At 71.6% G+C, this 15,741-nt stretch carries 13 protein-coding genes and 1 other annotated feature; of the genes, 5 read left to right on the top strand and 8 right to left on the bottom strand.

The features are described 5' to 3' along the window. Positions 1–54 precede the first annotated feature (54 nt). Positions 55–1,337, top strand: a protein-coding gene (locus ACTMMA_RS08375) for an IS3 family transposase (RefSeq protein WP_441189664.1) whose coding sequence is annotated in 2 segments (ribosomal slippage) — positions 55–328 and positions 328–1,337 — 1,284 coding nt in all. Because the reading frame shifts where the segments join, the coding sequence is not laid out codon by codon here. Then, positions 324–458: a sequence feature (AL1L pseudoknot), on the top strand. Its footprint overlaps the gene before it by 135 nt. Positions 1,338–1,361: 24 nt before the next feature. Here ACTMMA_RS08375 and ACTMMA_RS08370 read toward each other — a convergent pair. From ACTMMA_RS08370 to ACTMMA_RS08360, 3 genes are read right to left on the bottom strand one after another with little or no spacing between them, the layout of a single operon-like run. Continuing rightward, the gene (locus tag ACTMMA_RS08370) at positions 1,362–1,778 is read right to left on the bottom strand and encodes an NAD(P)/FAD-dependent oxidoreductase (protein ID WP_441189663.1); all 417 of its coding nucleotides are present in this window, start codon (positions 1,776–1,778) and stop codon (positions 1,362–1,364) included. A gap of 5 nt (positions 1,779–1,783) precedes the next feature. Continuing rightward, entirely contained in the window at positions 1,784–3,907 is a 2,124-nt protein-coding gene (locus ACTMMA_RS08365; protein ID WP_441189662.1) for a dehydrogenase E1 component subunit alpha/beta, read from the bottom strand. Next, a complete protein-coding gene (locus ACTMMA_RS08360) occupies positions 3,891–6,281 on the bottom strand; it encodes a xanthine dehydrogenase family protein molybdopterin-binding subunit (RefSeq protein ID WP_441189661.1) in 2,391 nt (796 codons plus the stop codon). Before ACTMMA_RS08360 ends, ACTMMA_RS08365 begins: the two co-directional genes overlap by 17 nt. Positions 6,282–6,348: 67 nt before the next feature. Here ACTMMA_RS08360 and ACTMMA_RS08355 point away from each other — a divergent pair, with 67 nt between their 5' ends. Next, entirely contained in the window at positions 6,349–7,539 is a 1,191-nt protein-coding gene (locus tag ACTMMA_RS08355; protein ID WP_441189660.1) for an acyl-CoA dehydrogenase family protein, read from the top strand. Here the strand turns inward: ACTMMA_RS08355 and ACTMMA_RS08350 are convergent. The 4 genes from ACTMMA_RS08350 to ACTMMA_RS08335 all read right to left on the bottom strand — a co-directional run bounded on the left by ACTMMA_RS08350 (position 7,530) and on the right by ACTMMA_RS08335 (position 11,349). Then, positions 7,530–8,279, bottom strand: coding sequence for a TMEM164-related integral membrane acyltransferase (locus tag ACTMMA_RS08350; protein ID WP_441189659.1), 750 nt, complete (start codon positions 8,277–8,279; stop codon positions 7,530–7,532). The two genes, ACTMMA_RS08355 and ACTMMA_RS08350, sit on opposite strands and share 10 nt — an antisense overlap. Positions 8,280–8,299: 20 nt before the next feature. After that, entirely contained in the window at positions 8,300–9,115 is an 816-nt protein-coding gene (locus ACTMMA_RS08345; protein ID WP_441189658.1) for a L,D-transpeptidase family protein, read from the bottom strand. A 181-nt stretch (positions 9,116–9,296) separates the two neighbouring features. After that, a complete protein-coding gene (locus tag ACTMMA_RS08340) occupies positions 9,297–10,004 on the bottom strand; it encodes a response regulator (protein WP_441189657.1) in 708 nt (235 codons plus the stop codon). Position 10,005: 1 nt separating this feature from the next. Then, complete coding sequence (locus ACTMMA_RS08335; RefSeq protein WP_441189656.1) at positions 10,006–11,349, bottom strand: sensor histidine kinase; 1,344 nt, start codon at positions 11,347–11,349, stop codon at positions 10,006–10,008. 172 nt (positions 11,350–11,521) lie between these two features. Here ACTMMA_RS08335 and ACTMMA_RS08330 point away from each other — a divergent pair, with 172 nt between their 5' ends. Beyond that, positions 11,522–12,322 carry a DUF4352 domain-containing protein gene (locus tag ACTMMA_RS08330; RefSeq protein WP_441189655.1) on the top strand — a complete coding sequence of 267 codons (801 nt, stop codon included), beginning with the start codon at positions 11,522–11,524 and terminating at the stop codon, positions 12,320–12,322. 12 nt (positions 12,323–12,334) lie between these two features. On the opposite strand, the gene ACTMMA_RS08325 is transcribed toward ACTMMA_RS08330, so the two are convergent. Then, positions 12,335–13,303 carry a quinone oxidoreductase family protein gene (locus ACTMMA_RS08325; RefSeq protein WP_441189654.1) on the bottom strand — a complete coding sequence of 323 codons (969 nt, stop codon included), beginning with the start codon at positions 13,301–13,303 and terminating at the stop codon, positions 12,335–12,337. A gap of 66 nt (positions 13,304–13,369) precedes the next feature. Here ACTMMA_RS08325 and ACTMMA_RS08320 point away from each other — a divergent pair, with 66 nt between their 5' ends. Both ACTMMA_RS08320 and ACTMMA_RS08315 read left to right on the top strand, forming a co-directional pair. Continuing rightward, complete coding sequence (locus ACTMMA_RS08320; protein ID WP_441189653.1) at positions 13,370–14,140, top strand: NYN domain-containing protein; 771 nt, start codon at positions 13,370–13,372, stop codon at positions 14,138–14,140. A gap of 156 nt (positions 14,141–14,296) precedes the next feature. After that, positions 14,297–15,679 (top strand): ABC transporter substrate-binding protein, encoded by a 1,383-nt coding sequence (locus ACTMMA_RS08315; RefSeq protein WP_441189652.1) that lies wholly within the window; start codon positions 14,297–14,299, stop codon positions 15,677–15,679. Positions 15,680–15,741: the final 62 nt, after the last annotated feature.

Raw genomic sequence — 15,741 nt, 5'->3', positions numbered from 1 at the left:
TGAAGCGCCCCAGGTTTGATGCCGCTTCCTTTCGAGTCCGGAAGGATGCATGTCATGCCGAAGAAGATCGATCCCGAGCTGAAGGCTCGGGCTGTGCGGTTGGTGCTGGAGCACCGCAACGAGTACCCGACGATGACCGCGGCCGTGCTGGCGGTCTCCCGGCAGGAAGGAGTGGGCAAGGAATCGTTGCGGCGGTGGGTCGCCCAGGCCGAGATCGATGCCGGCGACCGGCCAGGGACCACCACGGCCGAGCAGGCGGAGATCAAGAAGCTGAAGGCCGAGAACCGGCGGCTGCGTGAGGACGTGGCCATCCTGAAGGCGGCCACGAGTTTCTTCGTGGGGGAGCTCGACCCCCGGAACCGATGATCATGGCGTTCATCGACGCCCAGCGCGCCCAGGGGCACGCGGTCGAGTCGATCTGCCGGGTCCTGCGCGAGCAGGGCCTGCAGGTCGCCGCGCGCACCTACCGGGCCTGGAAGAACAACTCCCGCCAGCCCTCGGCCCGCACGCACACCGATGCTCTGGTGATGGACCTGGTGCGCGACCTGGCCTGGACCACCAACACCCGCACCGGCGCCCGTCAGCTAGCCCCGGAAGGGCTGTACGGGCGACGCAAGATGACCGCGCTGGTCCGCCGCAGCGGCCTGCCCGACGCCTCGGCCGGGGCGGTCGACCGGGCGATGCGCGCCCTGGGCCTGTCCGGCCTCCGCCGCGACAAGGGCATCCGGACCACGATCCCCACCAAGGACGGGCGGCGCGCTGGCGACCTGTTGGATCGCGACTTCACCGCCACCTGCCCGAACCAGACCTGGGTGATGGACTTCACCTACGTCCGGGCCTGGACCGGGTGGGTGTACGTCGCGTTCGTCCTGGACGTCTTCGCCCAGCGGATCGTGGCCTGGCACGCTGCCACGACCAAGGAGGTCGACCTGGTGATGACCCCGCTGCGGATGGCGATCTGGCAGCGTGACCACGACGGGCACCCCGTCGCACCCGGCCTGATCTGCCACGCGGACGCCGGGTCGCAGTACACCTCGCTGCGATTCACCGAGCACCTGGCCCTGGAAGGCCTGCGACCCTCCATCGGCTCGGTCGGTGATGCGTTCGACAACGCCTTGATGGAGAGCGCCATCGGCCTGTACAAGACCGAGTGCATCCGCACCACCGTCTTCTGCGACGGGCCCTACAAGACCATCGCGGACGTCGAGTACGCCACCGCTGCCTGGGTCGACTGGTACAACCAGCGACGCCTCCACGGCAGCCTTGGCATGATGTCCCCAGTGGAGTACGAGAACGCCCACTACGCGACCCTCAACCGAGAGCCGCAACCCGTATAGGAGCGGCACAGAACCTGGGGCGCTTCACCCCTCCGTGCTGATCAGCGGCGACAACCGCCCGGCCTCCCCCGGATCGATCATCCGCGTCGGCACGCCCAGCGAGTTCTGCAGCGCCACCGCCCGCTCGAAGTCGGCCACGTCCTGGGCGTCGTCGAGCAGGAACAGATAGCCCACCCGGTGCAGGTCGATCGCCTGCCCATACAGTTCCTCGAACCGCCCGAAGACCTCCAACGACCGCTGCGCCAGCCGCACGTTGACCTCGTCGCTGAACTGCGCCCGCACCCCACCGGCCGCCTTGCACGTCGATCCCGACCCGAACGTGTCCTGCTCCAGCAGCACCACGTCCGAGCCCGCGCACGCCAGGTGATAGGCGGCGCTCAGCCCGATCACGCCACCGCCGATCACGACGACGTCCGCCCGGTCCGGGACCTCCTTGGTCATGCCGGTCACCCTCCCACAGCAGGCCCCACCAGACGCCGCAACCCGGCCACGACATCCTCCTCCGACAGCAGCACCGTCGCCGCGGCCGGCCCGAGCGGGATCACGCTGTCGACGCTGCACACCCGCGCCACGCGCCCGGCATACCCGCCGTCGGCCAGCGCCGCGAGCACGCCCTCGGAGACCCCTCCGCTGCGGCGGGTCTCGTCGACCACCAGCACCGCGGGGTATGCGGCAGCTCGCCTCAGCAGGTCCGCCTCCGGCAGCGGCGCGATCCAGCGCAGGTCGAGCAGGTCGACCCGCCCGGCGAGGTCGGCCGCCTCGGGACGGGCCAGGGCCGCCCGGGTCATCGCCACCCCGTTGCCGAAGGTCACGACCAGCACGTCCCCGGCACCCGAGGGGTCGGCCCGGTGCAGCGCGCACTCCCCGAGCGCCGGCGTCGCCCCCTCCCAGGCGGCGGGAGCCGCATACCCCGCCGCCAGGTCCTTGCGGTGGTAGAGGGCGATCGGCTCCAGGAGCACCCCGACGCGCCCCTCCGCCTCGGTCATCCCCGCGAGCGCGCGCAGCAGGCCCGGCGCCTCGGCCGGCCCGGACGGCACGGCGACGACGATCCCGGGGATGTCGCGCAGCACCGCGACCGAGTTGTCGTTGTGGAAGTGCCCGCCGAAGCCTTTCTGGTAGGCCAGCCCCGCGATCCGCACGACCATCCCGTTGCTGAACTGCCCGGCCGAGAAGAACCGCAGCGTCGCCGCCTCGCCGCGCAGCTGGTCCTCGGCGTTGTGCAGGTAGGCGAGGTACTGGATCTCCGCCACCGGCAGCAGCCCGGCCAGCGCCGCCCCCAGCGCGGTGCCCAGGATGGTCTGCTCGTCCAGCAGCGTGTCGAGCACGCGCCGGCTCCCGAAGCGCGCGAGCAGCCCCCGCGTCACGCCGTAGACCCCGCCCTTGGCCGCGACGTCCTCCCCCAGCACCACCGCTCCCGCCCGGGCCGCGAGCAGGTCGGTCAGCGCGGCGTTGAGCGACTCGGCGAGGGTCAGCGACCCGGCGTCCTCGGGCAGCCCGGAGGGGAAGGCCACGATCCGGCGCTCGGCCTCGGCGGCCTTCACCGCGGCCGCCAGCGACGCCTCCGGCCGGCGTTCCGTCAGCGGGGCGACGACCTGCGTCCAGGTCGTCATCCGCCGGGCCGGCAACAGCTCCTCGACGGTATGCAGCACCCGCGCCCGGGTGCGCTCCTCCAGTCCGCGCAGCTCATCCTCGGTGCGGCCCGCACCGCGCAGGGCCTGCCTCGTCGCGATGAGCGGGTCGCGGGCCTGGTCGGCCTGGATCTCGGCCTGGGTGCGGTAGGCGATCTCGACGTCGCTGCCGGCGTGCCCCATCAGGCGCACCGTGCGCAGGTGCAGGAGCACGGGCCGGCGGCGGCTGCGGACGAGGTCGGCCGCCTCGGCCGCGACCGCCAGGACCCCCTCGGGGTCGGAGCCGTCGGCGGAGAGGCAGGTCAGGCCGTGGCGTCCCAGCGCCTTCTCGACCCAGCCCTTCGGGGAGCGGACGCTGATGCCCAGGCCGTTGTCCTCGACCACGACCAGCAGGGGCACGGGGATGCCCTGATGGGTCAACCAGGACGCGGCGTTGAGGGCGCCCTGGGCGGTGGAGTGGTTGAGCGAGGCGTCGCCGAGACTGGTGACCACGACAGCGTCGTCGGGCCAGACACGCTCGACCTCGAGCCGGCGGGCCCGCTCCAGCGCGAACGCCAGCCCGACCGCCCGGGGCAGGTGCGAGGCGATGGTCGAGGTCTGCGGGATCACCGACAGCGGCACGCTGCCGAAGACCTTGTGCCGGCCGCCGGAGATCGGGTCGTCGGCGGAGGCCATCAGCGACAGCAGGATGTCCCGCGCCGCGTCGTGGCCCTCGACCTGGGCGGCCCGCGCGCAGTAGAACCCGCCCGAGCGGTAGTGGAGCAGCGCCGGGTCGGTCGGCCGCAGCGCCATCGCGACCGCCGCGTTGGACTCGTGGCCCGCCGAGCCGATCGTGTAGAAGCCCTCGCCCCGGGCCTGCAGGTCGCGCGCCGCCAGGTCCAGCTCGCGGGAGAGCAGCTGGGCCTCGTAGAGGGCGAGCAGGTCCTCAGACCTCGATGTCATCGATCTGCTCGGTGTCGGGCAGGTCGTCGAAGATCGCCGGCGGCTGCCGCCAGGGCTCGTGCGTGCCCGCCTCGGCCTCCCGGATCGCGGCGAAGACGCGCTCGGGGGTGCACGGGATGTCGATGTGGCGCACGCCCAGGTGGGCGACGGCGTCGATGACCGCGTTCTGCACGGCCGGGGTCGAGCCGACCGTCGCGGCCTCCCCGATCCCCTTGGCGCCCAACGGGTTCCGGTCCGTGGGTGTCACGGTGGAGTGGGTCTCCAGATTGACCGTGTCGGCCGTGCTCGGCAGCGTGTAGTCGGCGAAGGTCCCCGTCACCGGGTTGCCCCACTCGTCGTAGCGGAACTCCTCCCACAGCGCCTGGCTGATCCCCTGCACCGCGCCGCCCTGCTGCTGGCCACGGACCAGGAGCGGGTTGATCACGGTCCCGCAGTCGTCGACCGCGACGTGCCGCAGCAGCCGGACCGCGCCGGTCTCCACGTCGACCTCCACGATGGAGGCGTGGGTGCCGAACGGGAAGGTCGAGCCGTCCTGCTTGAAGTCGTGGTCGACCGCCAGCTCGTCCCCGTCCTCCTTGGCCCGGGCCACGACCTCCTCCCAGCCGATGTCGGTCCCGGGCACGCCGGCGACCGCGAAGCGCCCGTCCTCGAGCACCACGTCCTGGGCGGCCACCTCGAGCAGCTCGGCCGCGACCCGCGTGGCCCGCTCCCGCAGCTCGACCGCGGCACCCCGGACGGCCGAGCCGCCCAGCTGGAGCGAGCGTGCGCCGCCGGTGCCCCCGCCGGAGCGCACCACGTCGGTGTCGGACTGGACATAGCTGATGCGGTCCATCGGCATCCCGAGCTCGTCGGCGACGATCATCGAGAAGGACGTGGCGTGCCCCTGCCCGTGCGCCGACGTGCCGGCCATCACGGTCAGCGTCCCGTCGTCGCCGACCCGGATGCCGGCATACTCCTTGCCCCCGAAGCCGGTGATCTCCACATAGCTGGCGATCCCCAGACCCAGCTGCCAGGGCTCCCCCGCCTCCCGGCGACGCGCCTGCTCGGTCCGCACCTCCTCCGCGCCGACCGCCTCCAGCGCGGCCTCCAGCGCCTTGGCGTAGTCGCCGGTGTCGTAGACCGCGTTGCCGAACTTGGCCTCGTGCGGGAAGTCCTCGGGCGCCAGGAAGTTGCGACGCCGGAACTCCTCCGGCGGGAGCCCCACCTCGCGCGCGGCGTGGTCGACGATCCGCTCGATCATCGCGGCCGCCTCGGGGCGGCCGGCCCCCCGGAAGGCGCCGGTCGGGGCGGTGTTGGTCGTCACCGCGAGCGCGTCATACCGGAGGCGGGGTATGCGGTAGCTCCCCTCGCTCATCGTGCGCGTCGATCCTGTGGCGAAGGATCCTCCCCACCCGGCGTGCGCGCCGCAGTCGCCGACGACGCGGGCGCGCATGCCGGTGATGCGGGCGGAGTCGTCGAGGCCGAGCTCGACGTACTGCACCTGCCCGCGGCTGCTCATCGACAGCATCGACTCGCTGCGGGTCTCGGTCCAGCGCACGGGGCGACCGAGGCGCCGGGCCGCCTGGATGACCGAGGCGTGCTCGGGGATGACGCCGCCCTTGCCGCCGAAGGCTCCGCCGACGTGCGGCGCGACGACGCGGACCGCGTCCTTGGGCAGCCCGAGCCACTTGCTGATCAGCGACCGCGAGATGTGGGGGTGCTGGGTGCCCATCCAGGTGTCCAGCCCGGTCACCTCTGCCTGGCCCGAGAGCCGGGGCCGGACCAGGATCGCGTGGCCCTCGATCGGGCTGGAGGCCAGGCGGTTGTTCTCCATCCGCAGGCGCACCACCCGCGCGGCGTCCTCCAGCACGTCGTCCTCGTCGTCGCGGACGGCCAGGATGACGTTCGAGCCCCAGTCGGGCAGCTGCAGGGGCGCATCCTCCGCGAGCGCCTCCTCCATGTCGACGACGGCCGGCAGCTCCTCGTAGTCGACTTCGACCAGCTCTGCGGCGTCCACGGCCTGGGCGCGGGTCCGGGCCACGACGAGGGCGACCGGGTCCCCGACGTAGCGCACCCGGTCCACGGCCAGCGCGCTGCGCCCGAGGGAGTCGTCGAGCTGGCTGAACTGCGGGACCGGCTCCTTCCCCAGGTCCTGTCCGGTCAGCACGGCCACGACGCCGGGCGCCTCGAGCGCCGCCGTGGTCTCGACGCCGGTGAGCTCGGCGTGGGCGAGGTGGCTGCGCACGAAGACCGCGTGCAGCACCTCGGGGTCGTCGATGTCGATGTTGTCGACGAAGCGGCCGCGTCCCACCAGCAGGTCGGGATCCTCGACCCGGCGGACCTCGGTGCCGAGAATCGAACCGCCGCGGGACTGACCAGGGTGTGTTGCCGTCATCCCTCCATCCTGCCGTCAACGGTCACCTTCCCGCCGGGTGAGGAGGGTCGGGCGACACAATGTGCCCATGAGCCCCGCCGCCCGTGCCCTGGATCTCGTCGACATCGACTCCGTCCTCACCGACGAGGAGAAGGCGGTGCGCGCCAGCGTCCGCCAGCTCTGCGAGGAGGCGGTGCTGCCGCACGTCGCGGACTGGTACGAGGCAGGTGAGCTCCCCGGCGCCCGTGACCTGGCCCGCCGGTTCGGCGAGCTGGGGCTGCTCGGGATGCACCTGGAGGGCTACGGGTGCGCGGGGACGTCGGCCGTGGAGTATGGGCTGGCCTGCCTGGAGCTGGAGGCCGCCGACTCGGGCGTGCGTTCGCTGGTCTCGGTGCAGGGCTCGCTGGCGATGTTCGCCATCTGGCGCTTCGGCAGCGAGGAGCAGAAGCAGGAGTGGCTCCCCCGCATGGCGGCCGGCGAGGCCATCGGCTGCTTCGGCCTGACCGAGCCCGACCACGGCTCCGACCCGGCCTCGATGCGCACCCGCGCCCGGCGCGACGGCGACGACTGGGTCCTGGACGGCACCAAGATGTGGATCACCAACGGCTCGATCGCCGACGTCGCCGTCGTGTGGGCCCAGGCCGACGATGAGGAGAAGGGCACCACCGTCCGCGGCTTCGTCGTCCCGACCGACACCCCCGGCTTCTCCGCGCCCGAGATCACCCACAAGATGTCGCTGCGCGCCTCGATCACCAGCGAGCTCGTCCTGGAGGGCGTGCGCCTGCCCGCCGACGCCGTGCTGCCGGAGGTCAAAGGCCTCAAGGGTCCGCTGTCCTGCCTGTCGGAGGCGCGCTACGGGATCATCTGGGGATCGATGGGCGCGGCCCGCTCGGCCTTCCAGACCGCGGTGGACTACTCCCGCAGCCGCGAGCAGTTCGGCCGGCCGATCGGCGGCTTCCAGCTCACCCAGCACAAGCTCGCCCAGATGCACCAGGAGCTCACCAACGGCACCCTCCTGGCCCTCCACCTCGGTCGCCTGAAGGACACCAAGGGCCTGCGTCCGGAGCAGGTCAGCGTCGGCAAGCTCAACAACGTCTCCAAGGCCATCGCGATCTGCCGCACCGCCCGCACCATCCTGGGCGCCAACGGCATCTCGGCCGAGTATCCCGTCATGCGGCACGCCAACAACCTCGAGTCGGTGCTGACCTACGAGGGGACCGAGGAGATGCACACCCTCGTCATCGGCCAGGCGCTCACCGGCCAGGCCGCCTACCGCTGACCGAGCTCGCGGCGCAGGAAGAGGCGAGAGACCGCATACCCGAGCCAGAAGAGCGCGAAGGTGGCGGCCATCGACGCCGCCAGGTAGACCGGCCCCGGCAGGCCCGGCAGCAGAGGCTTCTCCCGCTGGTAGAAGTAGTTGCCGCCGGTGAGTCGGTTGGCCACGACCGCGACGACGACGTAGAGCAGGAACCAGCCCAGCGCCTGCCACAGCGCGCGACGGGTGGGGCGCCAGTCGGTGGTGACCCAGGCGAAGACCGGCATCAGCAGCGTCACGGCATGGTTGATGAAGAAGGACCAGCCCAGGATGTTGTTCACCGGCTGGATGTTCTGCGGGTAGGAGAAGCTCGCCCAGGCCCACAGCCCGAAGTAGAACAGGACGTCCATCACCCGTCGGCTGCCGGTGGCCAGGTAGACCAGCGCCAGCAGCGCCGAGACGCGTGAGATGTGCAGCGGCATCGACTCGGCCCAGTCCCAGCCGGTCAGCGCGTAGAAGCCGTAGAGCGTGCACTGCTGGACGACGACCACGCCCAGGACCACCCGCCTCACCAGGCTCGCGTGCTCCCGGACCCATCTGCGTCCGACGATCAGGGCCACCGCCAGCACCAGCAGCCCGGCGACGTAGGTCAGGTGGTCGGGTCCGCCGACGGCGATCCACTCCGGGTGGGGGTCGAGGAAGGTGTCCACAGGAGGCGAGGGTATGGGGTGCACGCCCACCGCGGTGCCCGACGCCCCGGGCACGGGCAGGTCATGCGCGGGGATCAGACGACGATGACCCGCTGACCCATGCCGAGCATCCCCTGGTCCCAGAACATGTCCATGGCCGCGGTCGAGATGCGGGCGCAGCCGTGGGAGGCCGGGTAGGGCGGGATCGAGCCGGAGCCGTGGATGGCGTAGTTGCCGTCGTAGAACATCGGCCGGTAGAGGTCGCCGAGCTCACCGGTGCGCCAGCCGGAGCCGTCCATGTACCAGACCGCGAAGTCGCCGGTCGGGGTGTGGGCGACGTAGTTGTTCCCCTGGAAGGTGTAGGGCTCACCGTTGCCCGTGGAGGTGTTGAGCACCATGGAGGTCGCACCGCCGCGGACGACGAGGAGCAGCTGGCTGCCGAGGTGGACCTCCATGTGGTCGCCGCCGGCGACGGGGGCGGGGCGGTGCCCGGTCTGCAGGGCTGCCCGGGTCGCCGGCCCTGCGACGCCGTCGCGGGCCAGTCCGTTGGCCTTCTGCACGGCGAAGACGGCCTGCTGGGTCAGATGGCCGAAGCCGCCGTCAGGGCTGCCGCACCAGTAGCCGTTGCGGCCCAGCTCCTCCTGGAGGGCGTAGACCTCGTCACCGGAGTCGCCGCGCTGCCACCAGTCCTTGGGCGGCTCGGGCTCGACCGGCTCCGGCTCGGCCGGCGGCGTCGGCTGGACCGGCGGCGCGGCCTGCGGCGGGGCGGCGGCGAACCGCTCGCCCGAGTCCTGCAGTCCCCCGACCGCGGCTCCCATGACCAGCCCGAGCCCGCCACGGAGCATGGTGCGCCGAGGCAGCACGACGTCGCGCACGATCTCCGGCACGACGTGCAACGGTTGCAGTCTCACCCTTCACAGCCCCTTCACCCTGCGTGGCCCCCGCTGCTGCCGAGGCGCTGGTCTGACCGACGAAGAGAATCGGTCCGAACACCTAGTAGACGCAGCCGGTCCCCACCGACGTTGCACGGGACACGCTACCGTTGCCGATTCGTGATCTAAACCCCACCCGTCACATCAGTCACATCGTCGGTCACCCGCGGGGGCCGCCCTGGGTGACGAGCACGGCGATCATCACCCGGTTGGTCACGCCGAGCTTGTCCTGGATCATGGCCAGCTGTGCCTTGACCGTGCTGGCACTGACGTAGAGCTGGTCGGCGATCTCGCTGTTGGACAGGCCCTGGGCGACGCGGTCGGCCACCTCCCGCTCGCGCGGCGTGAGCCTGGCGAGCACGCGGCGCGCGTCGCGGGCCGGGCCGGTGCCCTCCTGGCGCCACTGGGCCATGAACTGACGGGCGGTGCGCTTGGACACGGCCCCCTCCCCCGCCGCGACCGCCCTGACGTGGCCGACGAGGTCCTCGGGTGACTCCGTCTTGAGCAGGAAACCGTTGGCCCCGGCCTCGGCCGCCCGGAAGGGCTCGTCGTCGGAGTCGAAGGTGGTCAGCACGATCACCTCGGGCGGCGACGGCAGGGCCCGCACCCTGGCCGTGGCGGTGATGCCGTCCATCCGCGGCATCCGCACGTCCATCAGCACCACGTCGGGGTGGTGCCGCTGGACGGCACCGACCGCCTCGTCGCCGTCGTGCACGGCCGCCACGACCTCGATCCGTCCGCCGCTGCCCCGACCCAGGATCATCCGCAGACCGGAGCAGACCATCGGGTCGTCGTCCACGAGCAGGACCCGGACCGGCCGGGCCGCCATGTCGTCCGTCGTCTCGTCCGCCACTCCCGGTCCGTCCATCTCAGGCATCCTGGGTCACCGACCACGGCAGCAGGACTCGGACCGAGAAGCGTCCATCCTCACGCGGCACCTCCATCGTGCCGCCCAGGATCTCGACGCGCTCGGCGATGCCGTTGAGCCCCGAGCCGGAGGGGTTGATGGCGTGCCCACGCGGGACCGGGTTGGACGCCTCGATCGCCACACCCGTGGCCGGACCGCCGCTCACGCGGAGCTTCACCAGCTGCTCGGGAGCGTGCTTGCGGGCGTTGGTGAGCAGCTCCTGGACGATCCGGTAGACCGAGTGCGACAGCACCGGGTCGGCCTCCTCCGCCTGCTGCAGGAAGACGGTCGAGGCGACGGGGCCGCCCGACTCAGCCATGTCGTCGATCACCTTGGCCAGGTCGGCCAGGGACATGGAGGCAGGGGCGAGCGCGCCGGCGTCCTGGGCCGCGGAGGCCGGCTCGCGCAGCACCGCGATGAGCGAGCGCAGGTCGTCCATCGCGCGCTGCGCGTTCTCCCGGACGTAGCGCGCGCTCTCGGCGAGCTCCGGGTCCTGGCTGGCGGCGACCTCGAGGCCACCAGCGTGGAGCGTGAGCAGGGACAGCCGGTGGCCGATCACGTCGTGCACCTCCCGGGCGATGAGGTCACGCTCGGCCTGGCGGGACAGCTGGGCGGACATCTCACCGGCCGCCGCCCTCTGCACGGTGGCCTCGGCCTGGGTGTCCTGCAGCTCGGCGCGGGCCCGCCGGTAGAAGCCGATGGCGATCGGCGCCACGGCCAGCACCACGAACGCGATGGACACGGTCATCAGGTCAAGGTCGACACGCTCGGTCGGCGGGGTCTCCGGCGGGCTCAGGACCAGCCGCAGGAGCGAGGTCTCGGTGGTCCGCCCGCCGAGCAGGTCGCGCAAGAACCAGATGACCAGCCCGAGGACGTAGAGGAAGCTCAACGCCTCGGCCTCGTCCCGCTTGTGGCTGCGGATGGCCTGCGGCAGCACCCAGGCCATCACGACACCGACCGGGAAGAGGATCTGCAGGAAACCCAGCCCCCAGGCCGTGTTGTTGAGGTCGCGGCGGCGCAGCAGGAGCAGCAGCGGGCACAGCAGGGCGACCAGGACCGAGACCACGAGGTAGGCGTCCGCCAGCCAGCCGCCGACGCCGCCCCAGCCCCGTGCCTCGTCGCGGGCCATCGCCGCCCCCACCGCGGACACCGAGGTGATGAAGACCACTGACATCAGCAGCACCGTCCGCAGCCAGTAGCCCACCCCGCTGCCCACCCGGCGCGGGGTCTCACGCCGCGCCGTCGGAGGCGGTGGCTGGAGGACCGGACCCGTGGGTCCGGTCACAGGACCGGGGCTGCTCGACATGATCCTCACGCTAGTCCGCGGCACCGACAGACCCATCGGCCGACCGGCCAGCCCGGCGGGCTGATCCGTGGCCGATCGGCCAGCGCGGCGTGCCCGGTCGGGCGATGCCGGCGACCCCCTCCTGGCGGTGGACTCGGGTCATCCGATCCCTCGAGCACACAAGGAGGCTCAGATGAGCACCTACGACCAGACCCCCACCCCGCAGCCAGCCGCGCCGCCGCCCCCTGCGCCGGCGAAGAAGAGCTGGTTCCGCCGGCACAAGATCCTCACCGGGATCCTGGGCCTCTTCCTCGTCCTCGTCCTCGCCAACATGTTCGGCGACGACACCCAGGACACCGCCCCCGCCGCGGCGGACAAGACTTCGTCGGAGACCGCACACGCCTCCGACGGGGAAGGCGCGGGCCCGTCGGCCAGCTCGCAGGGATCGACGGCCGACGGGTCCGCAGCCGATGACGAGGCCTCCGCGAAGGCCGACCAGGAGGCCGCGGACAAGGCAGCGGCCGAGAAGGAGGCCGCCGAGAAGGAAGCCGCGGAGAAGGAAGCCGCGGAGAAGAAGGCCGCCGAAGAGGCGGCGGCCGCACCCACGATCGGCGACACCGTCACCATCGGCGACTTCGAGGTCACCGTCAGCGGCATCGAGGACGGCTTCGACTACGTCGGCCCGGCCGACTGGGGCGAGGCCGCCCAGGGCCAGTTCGTCAAGATCCTGCTCACGGTGAAGAACAACGGGACGAGCGCGGAGTACTTCCTGGACAGCGAGCAGAAGCTCATCGACGAGCAGGACCGGGAGCACTCGACCTCGAGCGCGGCCTACCTGCTGGACGAGGAGAACCTGTGGCTGACCGAGATCAACCCGGGCAACACCGCGACGGGCGCGCTGCTCTACGACATCCCCACCGACGCCACGCCGGTGCGGATCCACCTGAGCAGCGGCTGGTTCGGCGACACCGCCGAGGTCTCCCTCGAGCAGTGATCCCTTCCCCGGTCAGGGGATCAGCAGCAGCTTCCCGGTGGTCACGCCGCTCTCCAGGTCCTCGTGGGCCTGGCGGGCGGCGGCCAGCGGGTAGCGGCCCCCGATCTGCAGCTTCAGCGACCCGTCGGCGACCGCCTCGAGGACCTCGCCGGAGCGCCACAGCAGCTCCTCCCGCTCGACGCCGTAGTGGGCCAGGGTCGGGCGGGTCAGGAAGAGCGAGCCCTTGCTCAGCACCATCGGGTCCACCGGCGGGACCGCGCCGCTGGCGGCACCGAAGAGCACCATCATCCCGCGGGGGCGCAGGACCGACAGGAGCGCGTCGAAGGTGTCCTTGCCGACGCCGTCGTAGACCACGTCCACGCCCGCGTCACCGGCCAGCCGGCGCACCTCCCCGGCGAGGTCGACCTCGCGGTAGAGCACGACCTCGTCGGCGCCGGCGTCCTTGGCCAGCTGCACCTTCTCCTCGCGGCCGACGGTCCCGATGACGCGCACGCCCTTGGCCGACAGCATCTGGCACAGCAGCAGGCCCACGCCGCCGGAGGCCGCGGTGACGACCGCGGTCTGCCCCTCCTTGGCCTCGAAGGTCGAGTTGACCAGGTAGTGCGCGGTCATCCCCTGCAGCATCGCCGCGGCCGCCTGCTCCAGGTCCATCCCCTCGGGCACGGGCACGAGGCGAGCAGCCGGGACCAGGACCTGTTCCGCATACCCGGTCTGAGCGACCATCGCCCAGGCGACGGCGTCACCGACCTCGACCCCCTCCACACCCTCGCCGAGCGCCGCCACGGTGCCGGCGCCCTCGTTGCCGCCGACGAAGGGCAGCTCCAGCGGGTAGCGACCCTCACGCTGGTAGACGTCGATGAAGTTGATCCCGCCGGCCACCAGGGTGACCAGGACCTCGCCCGGACCAGGCGTCGGAGCCTCCCGCTCGACGAGGGTCAGGGCCTCCGGCCCACCGGGCTGCTCCACGATCACTGCGCGCATGGCTCGAGCGTAGTTCACCCACCGTCGGCCTGAGAGGGACCTGCCCGTCCGCGTAGCCTGGGGCGCGTGGACAACGACAGCACCAGCACGCGGATCGCCGTCCTGATCGACTGCGACAACGTCTCGCCCAAGCACGCGGCGGCGGTCCTGGAGGAGCTGGCGACCTACGGCACCCCCACGGTCAAACGGGCCTACGGCGACTGGACGACGACCAACCTGACGGGCTGGAAGGCCGAGCTGCACCGCCACGCGATCCAGCCGGTCCAGCAGTTCGCCTACACCGTCGGCAAGAACTCCAGCGACTCCGCGCTGATCATCGACGCGATGGACCTGCTCTGGCAGGGCAACGTGGAGGCCTTCGCGCTGGTGTCCTCCGACTCCGACTTCACCCGGCTGGCCACGCGTCTGCGCGAGTCCGGCAAGCGCGTCTACGGTATGGGGCAGCGCAAGACTCCCGAGTCGTTGCGTCGTGCGGTCGACCAGTTCATCTTCCTCGAACTGCTCCAGGAGCAGGACCGCGAGGAGCAGGTCGAGGTCGCCCGGACCGCGCCGCAGGGGGCGGACGCGCAGCCGGAGGCGGGGGCCGCGACGCGGATCAACCTGCAGAGCGCGCTGACCAAGGCGATCAACGCGACCTCCGGCGACGACGGGTGGAGCGGCCTGGGCCCCGTCGGGCAGCACCTGTCGAGGGCGCACGCCGACTTCGACCCGCGCGACTTCGGCCACCAGAAGCTGAGCACCCTCGTGGACGAGCAGCCCTACCTGGAGACGCGGGCCGACGGCAGCCGACTGCAGGTGCGGCTCAAGCAGCGGCGCGGGGGTCGCTCCCGCGGCTGACCCGGCTCACCGGCCGTTACCGCCTATCACACCGATCGTTACCACACCGTGACCGCCACCTGTGGGCATCCTGAGGGTGGTGGTGGTGTGATGGGAGGTGATGTCTGGTCGGATCAAGGTGCCGGCCGGCGCACGATAGGAAAGAGAGGCGCACCGATGCGCAACACCACCTCCCGTGGATGGAAGCTGGCCGCGACGGCCAGCATCGCAGCCATCTCCCTGGCGGCCTGTGGCAATGGTGGCGGCGACGGCGACGGAGCCGGCGGCACCGCCGACGGCGGCGGCGACGTCGACTGCTCGGCCTACGAGCAGTACGGCGACCTCGAGGGCAAGTCCATCTCGGTCTACACCTCGATCATCTCCCCCGAGGACCAGCCGCACATCGACGCCTTCAAGCCGTTCGAGGAGTGCACCGGCGCCACCGTGGAGTATGAAGGCTCCCGCGAGTTCGAGGCCCAGCTCCTGGTCCGCCTCGAGTCCGGCAACGCCCCCGACATGGCCTACGTGCCCCAGCCCGGTCTGATCCAGCGCATCGCCGCCGACTTCCCGGACAAGATCTTCGAGGTCGGCGAGGCCGCGAGCAAGAACATCGACGAGTACTACAACGAGGCCTGGCGCGGCTACGGCACCGCCGAGGACAAGCTCTACGGCGCCCCGCTGGGCGCCAACGCCAAGTCCTTCGTCTGGTACTCCCCCAGCGCCTTCGCGGACGCCGGCTACGAGATCCCGACCACCTGGGACGAGCTCATCGCCCTGACCGACCAGATGGTCGCCGACAACCCCGACGTCAAGCCGTGGTGCGCGGGCATCGAGTCCGGTGGCGCCACCGGTTGGCCGGCCACCGACTGGATCGAGGACGTCATGCTCCGCACGGCTGGCCCCGAGGCCTACGACCAGTGGGTCACCGGTGACCTCAAGTTCAACGACCCCAAGGTCGTCGAGGCGATCGACACCGCCGGTGAGATCCTGCGCAACGAGAAGTACGTCAACGGTGGCCTTGGTGATGTCAAGTCCATCGCGACCGTGCCCTTCGGCGACGCGGGCCTGCCGATCCTGGACGGCGCCTGCTTCCTGCACCGCCAGGCCTCCTTCTACCAGGCCAACTGGCCTGAGGGCACCAAGGTGGCCGAGGACGGCGACGTCTTCGCCTTCTACCTGCCCGGCATGAACGCCGACGACAAGCCGGTCCTGGGTGGTGGCGAGTTCAGCATCGTCCTGGCCGACCGCCCCGAGGTCCACGCCCTGCAGGCCTACCTGACCAGCCCCGAGTGGAGCAACGAGAAGGCCAAGGTCACCAACGCCGGCTGGGTCTCGGCCAACTCCGAGCTCGACCCGGCCAACCTGAAGTCCCCGATCGACCAGCTCGCCTACGAGCTGCTCACCGCCGAGGACACCGTCTTCCGCTTCGACGGCTCCGACCTCATGCCCGCCGCCGTCGGCGCCGGGACCTTCTGGACGGAGATGACCGCCTGGATCGCCGAGGGCAAGGACAGCAAGGCCGTGGCCGACGCCATCGCCAACTCCTGGCCGGCCAACTGATCCCAGTCCCAGGCTGATGCCGTGATGCCGTGACGGGTGGGAGGGTGCGCCCTCCCACCCGT

This window comes from Ornithinimicrobium panacihumi (assembly GCF_052073805.1).
In the GTDB taxonomy this organism is placed as follows: domain Bacteria; phylum Actinomycetota; class Actinomycetes; order Actinomycetales; family Dermatophilaceae; genus Ornithinicoccus; species Ornithinicoccus panacihumi.
The sequence above is the reverse complement of the archived record's forward strand: the minus strand, read 5'-3'. Positions and strand labels throughout refer to the sequence as shown.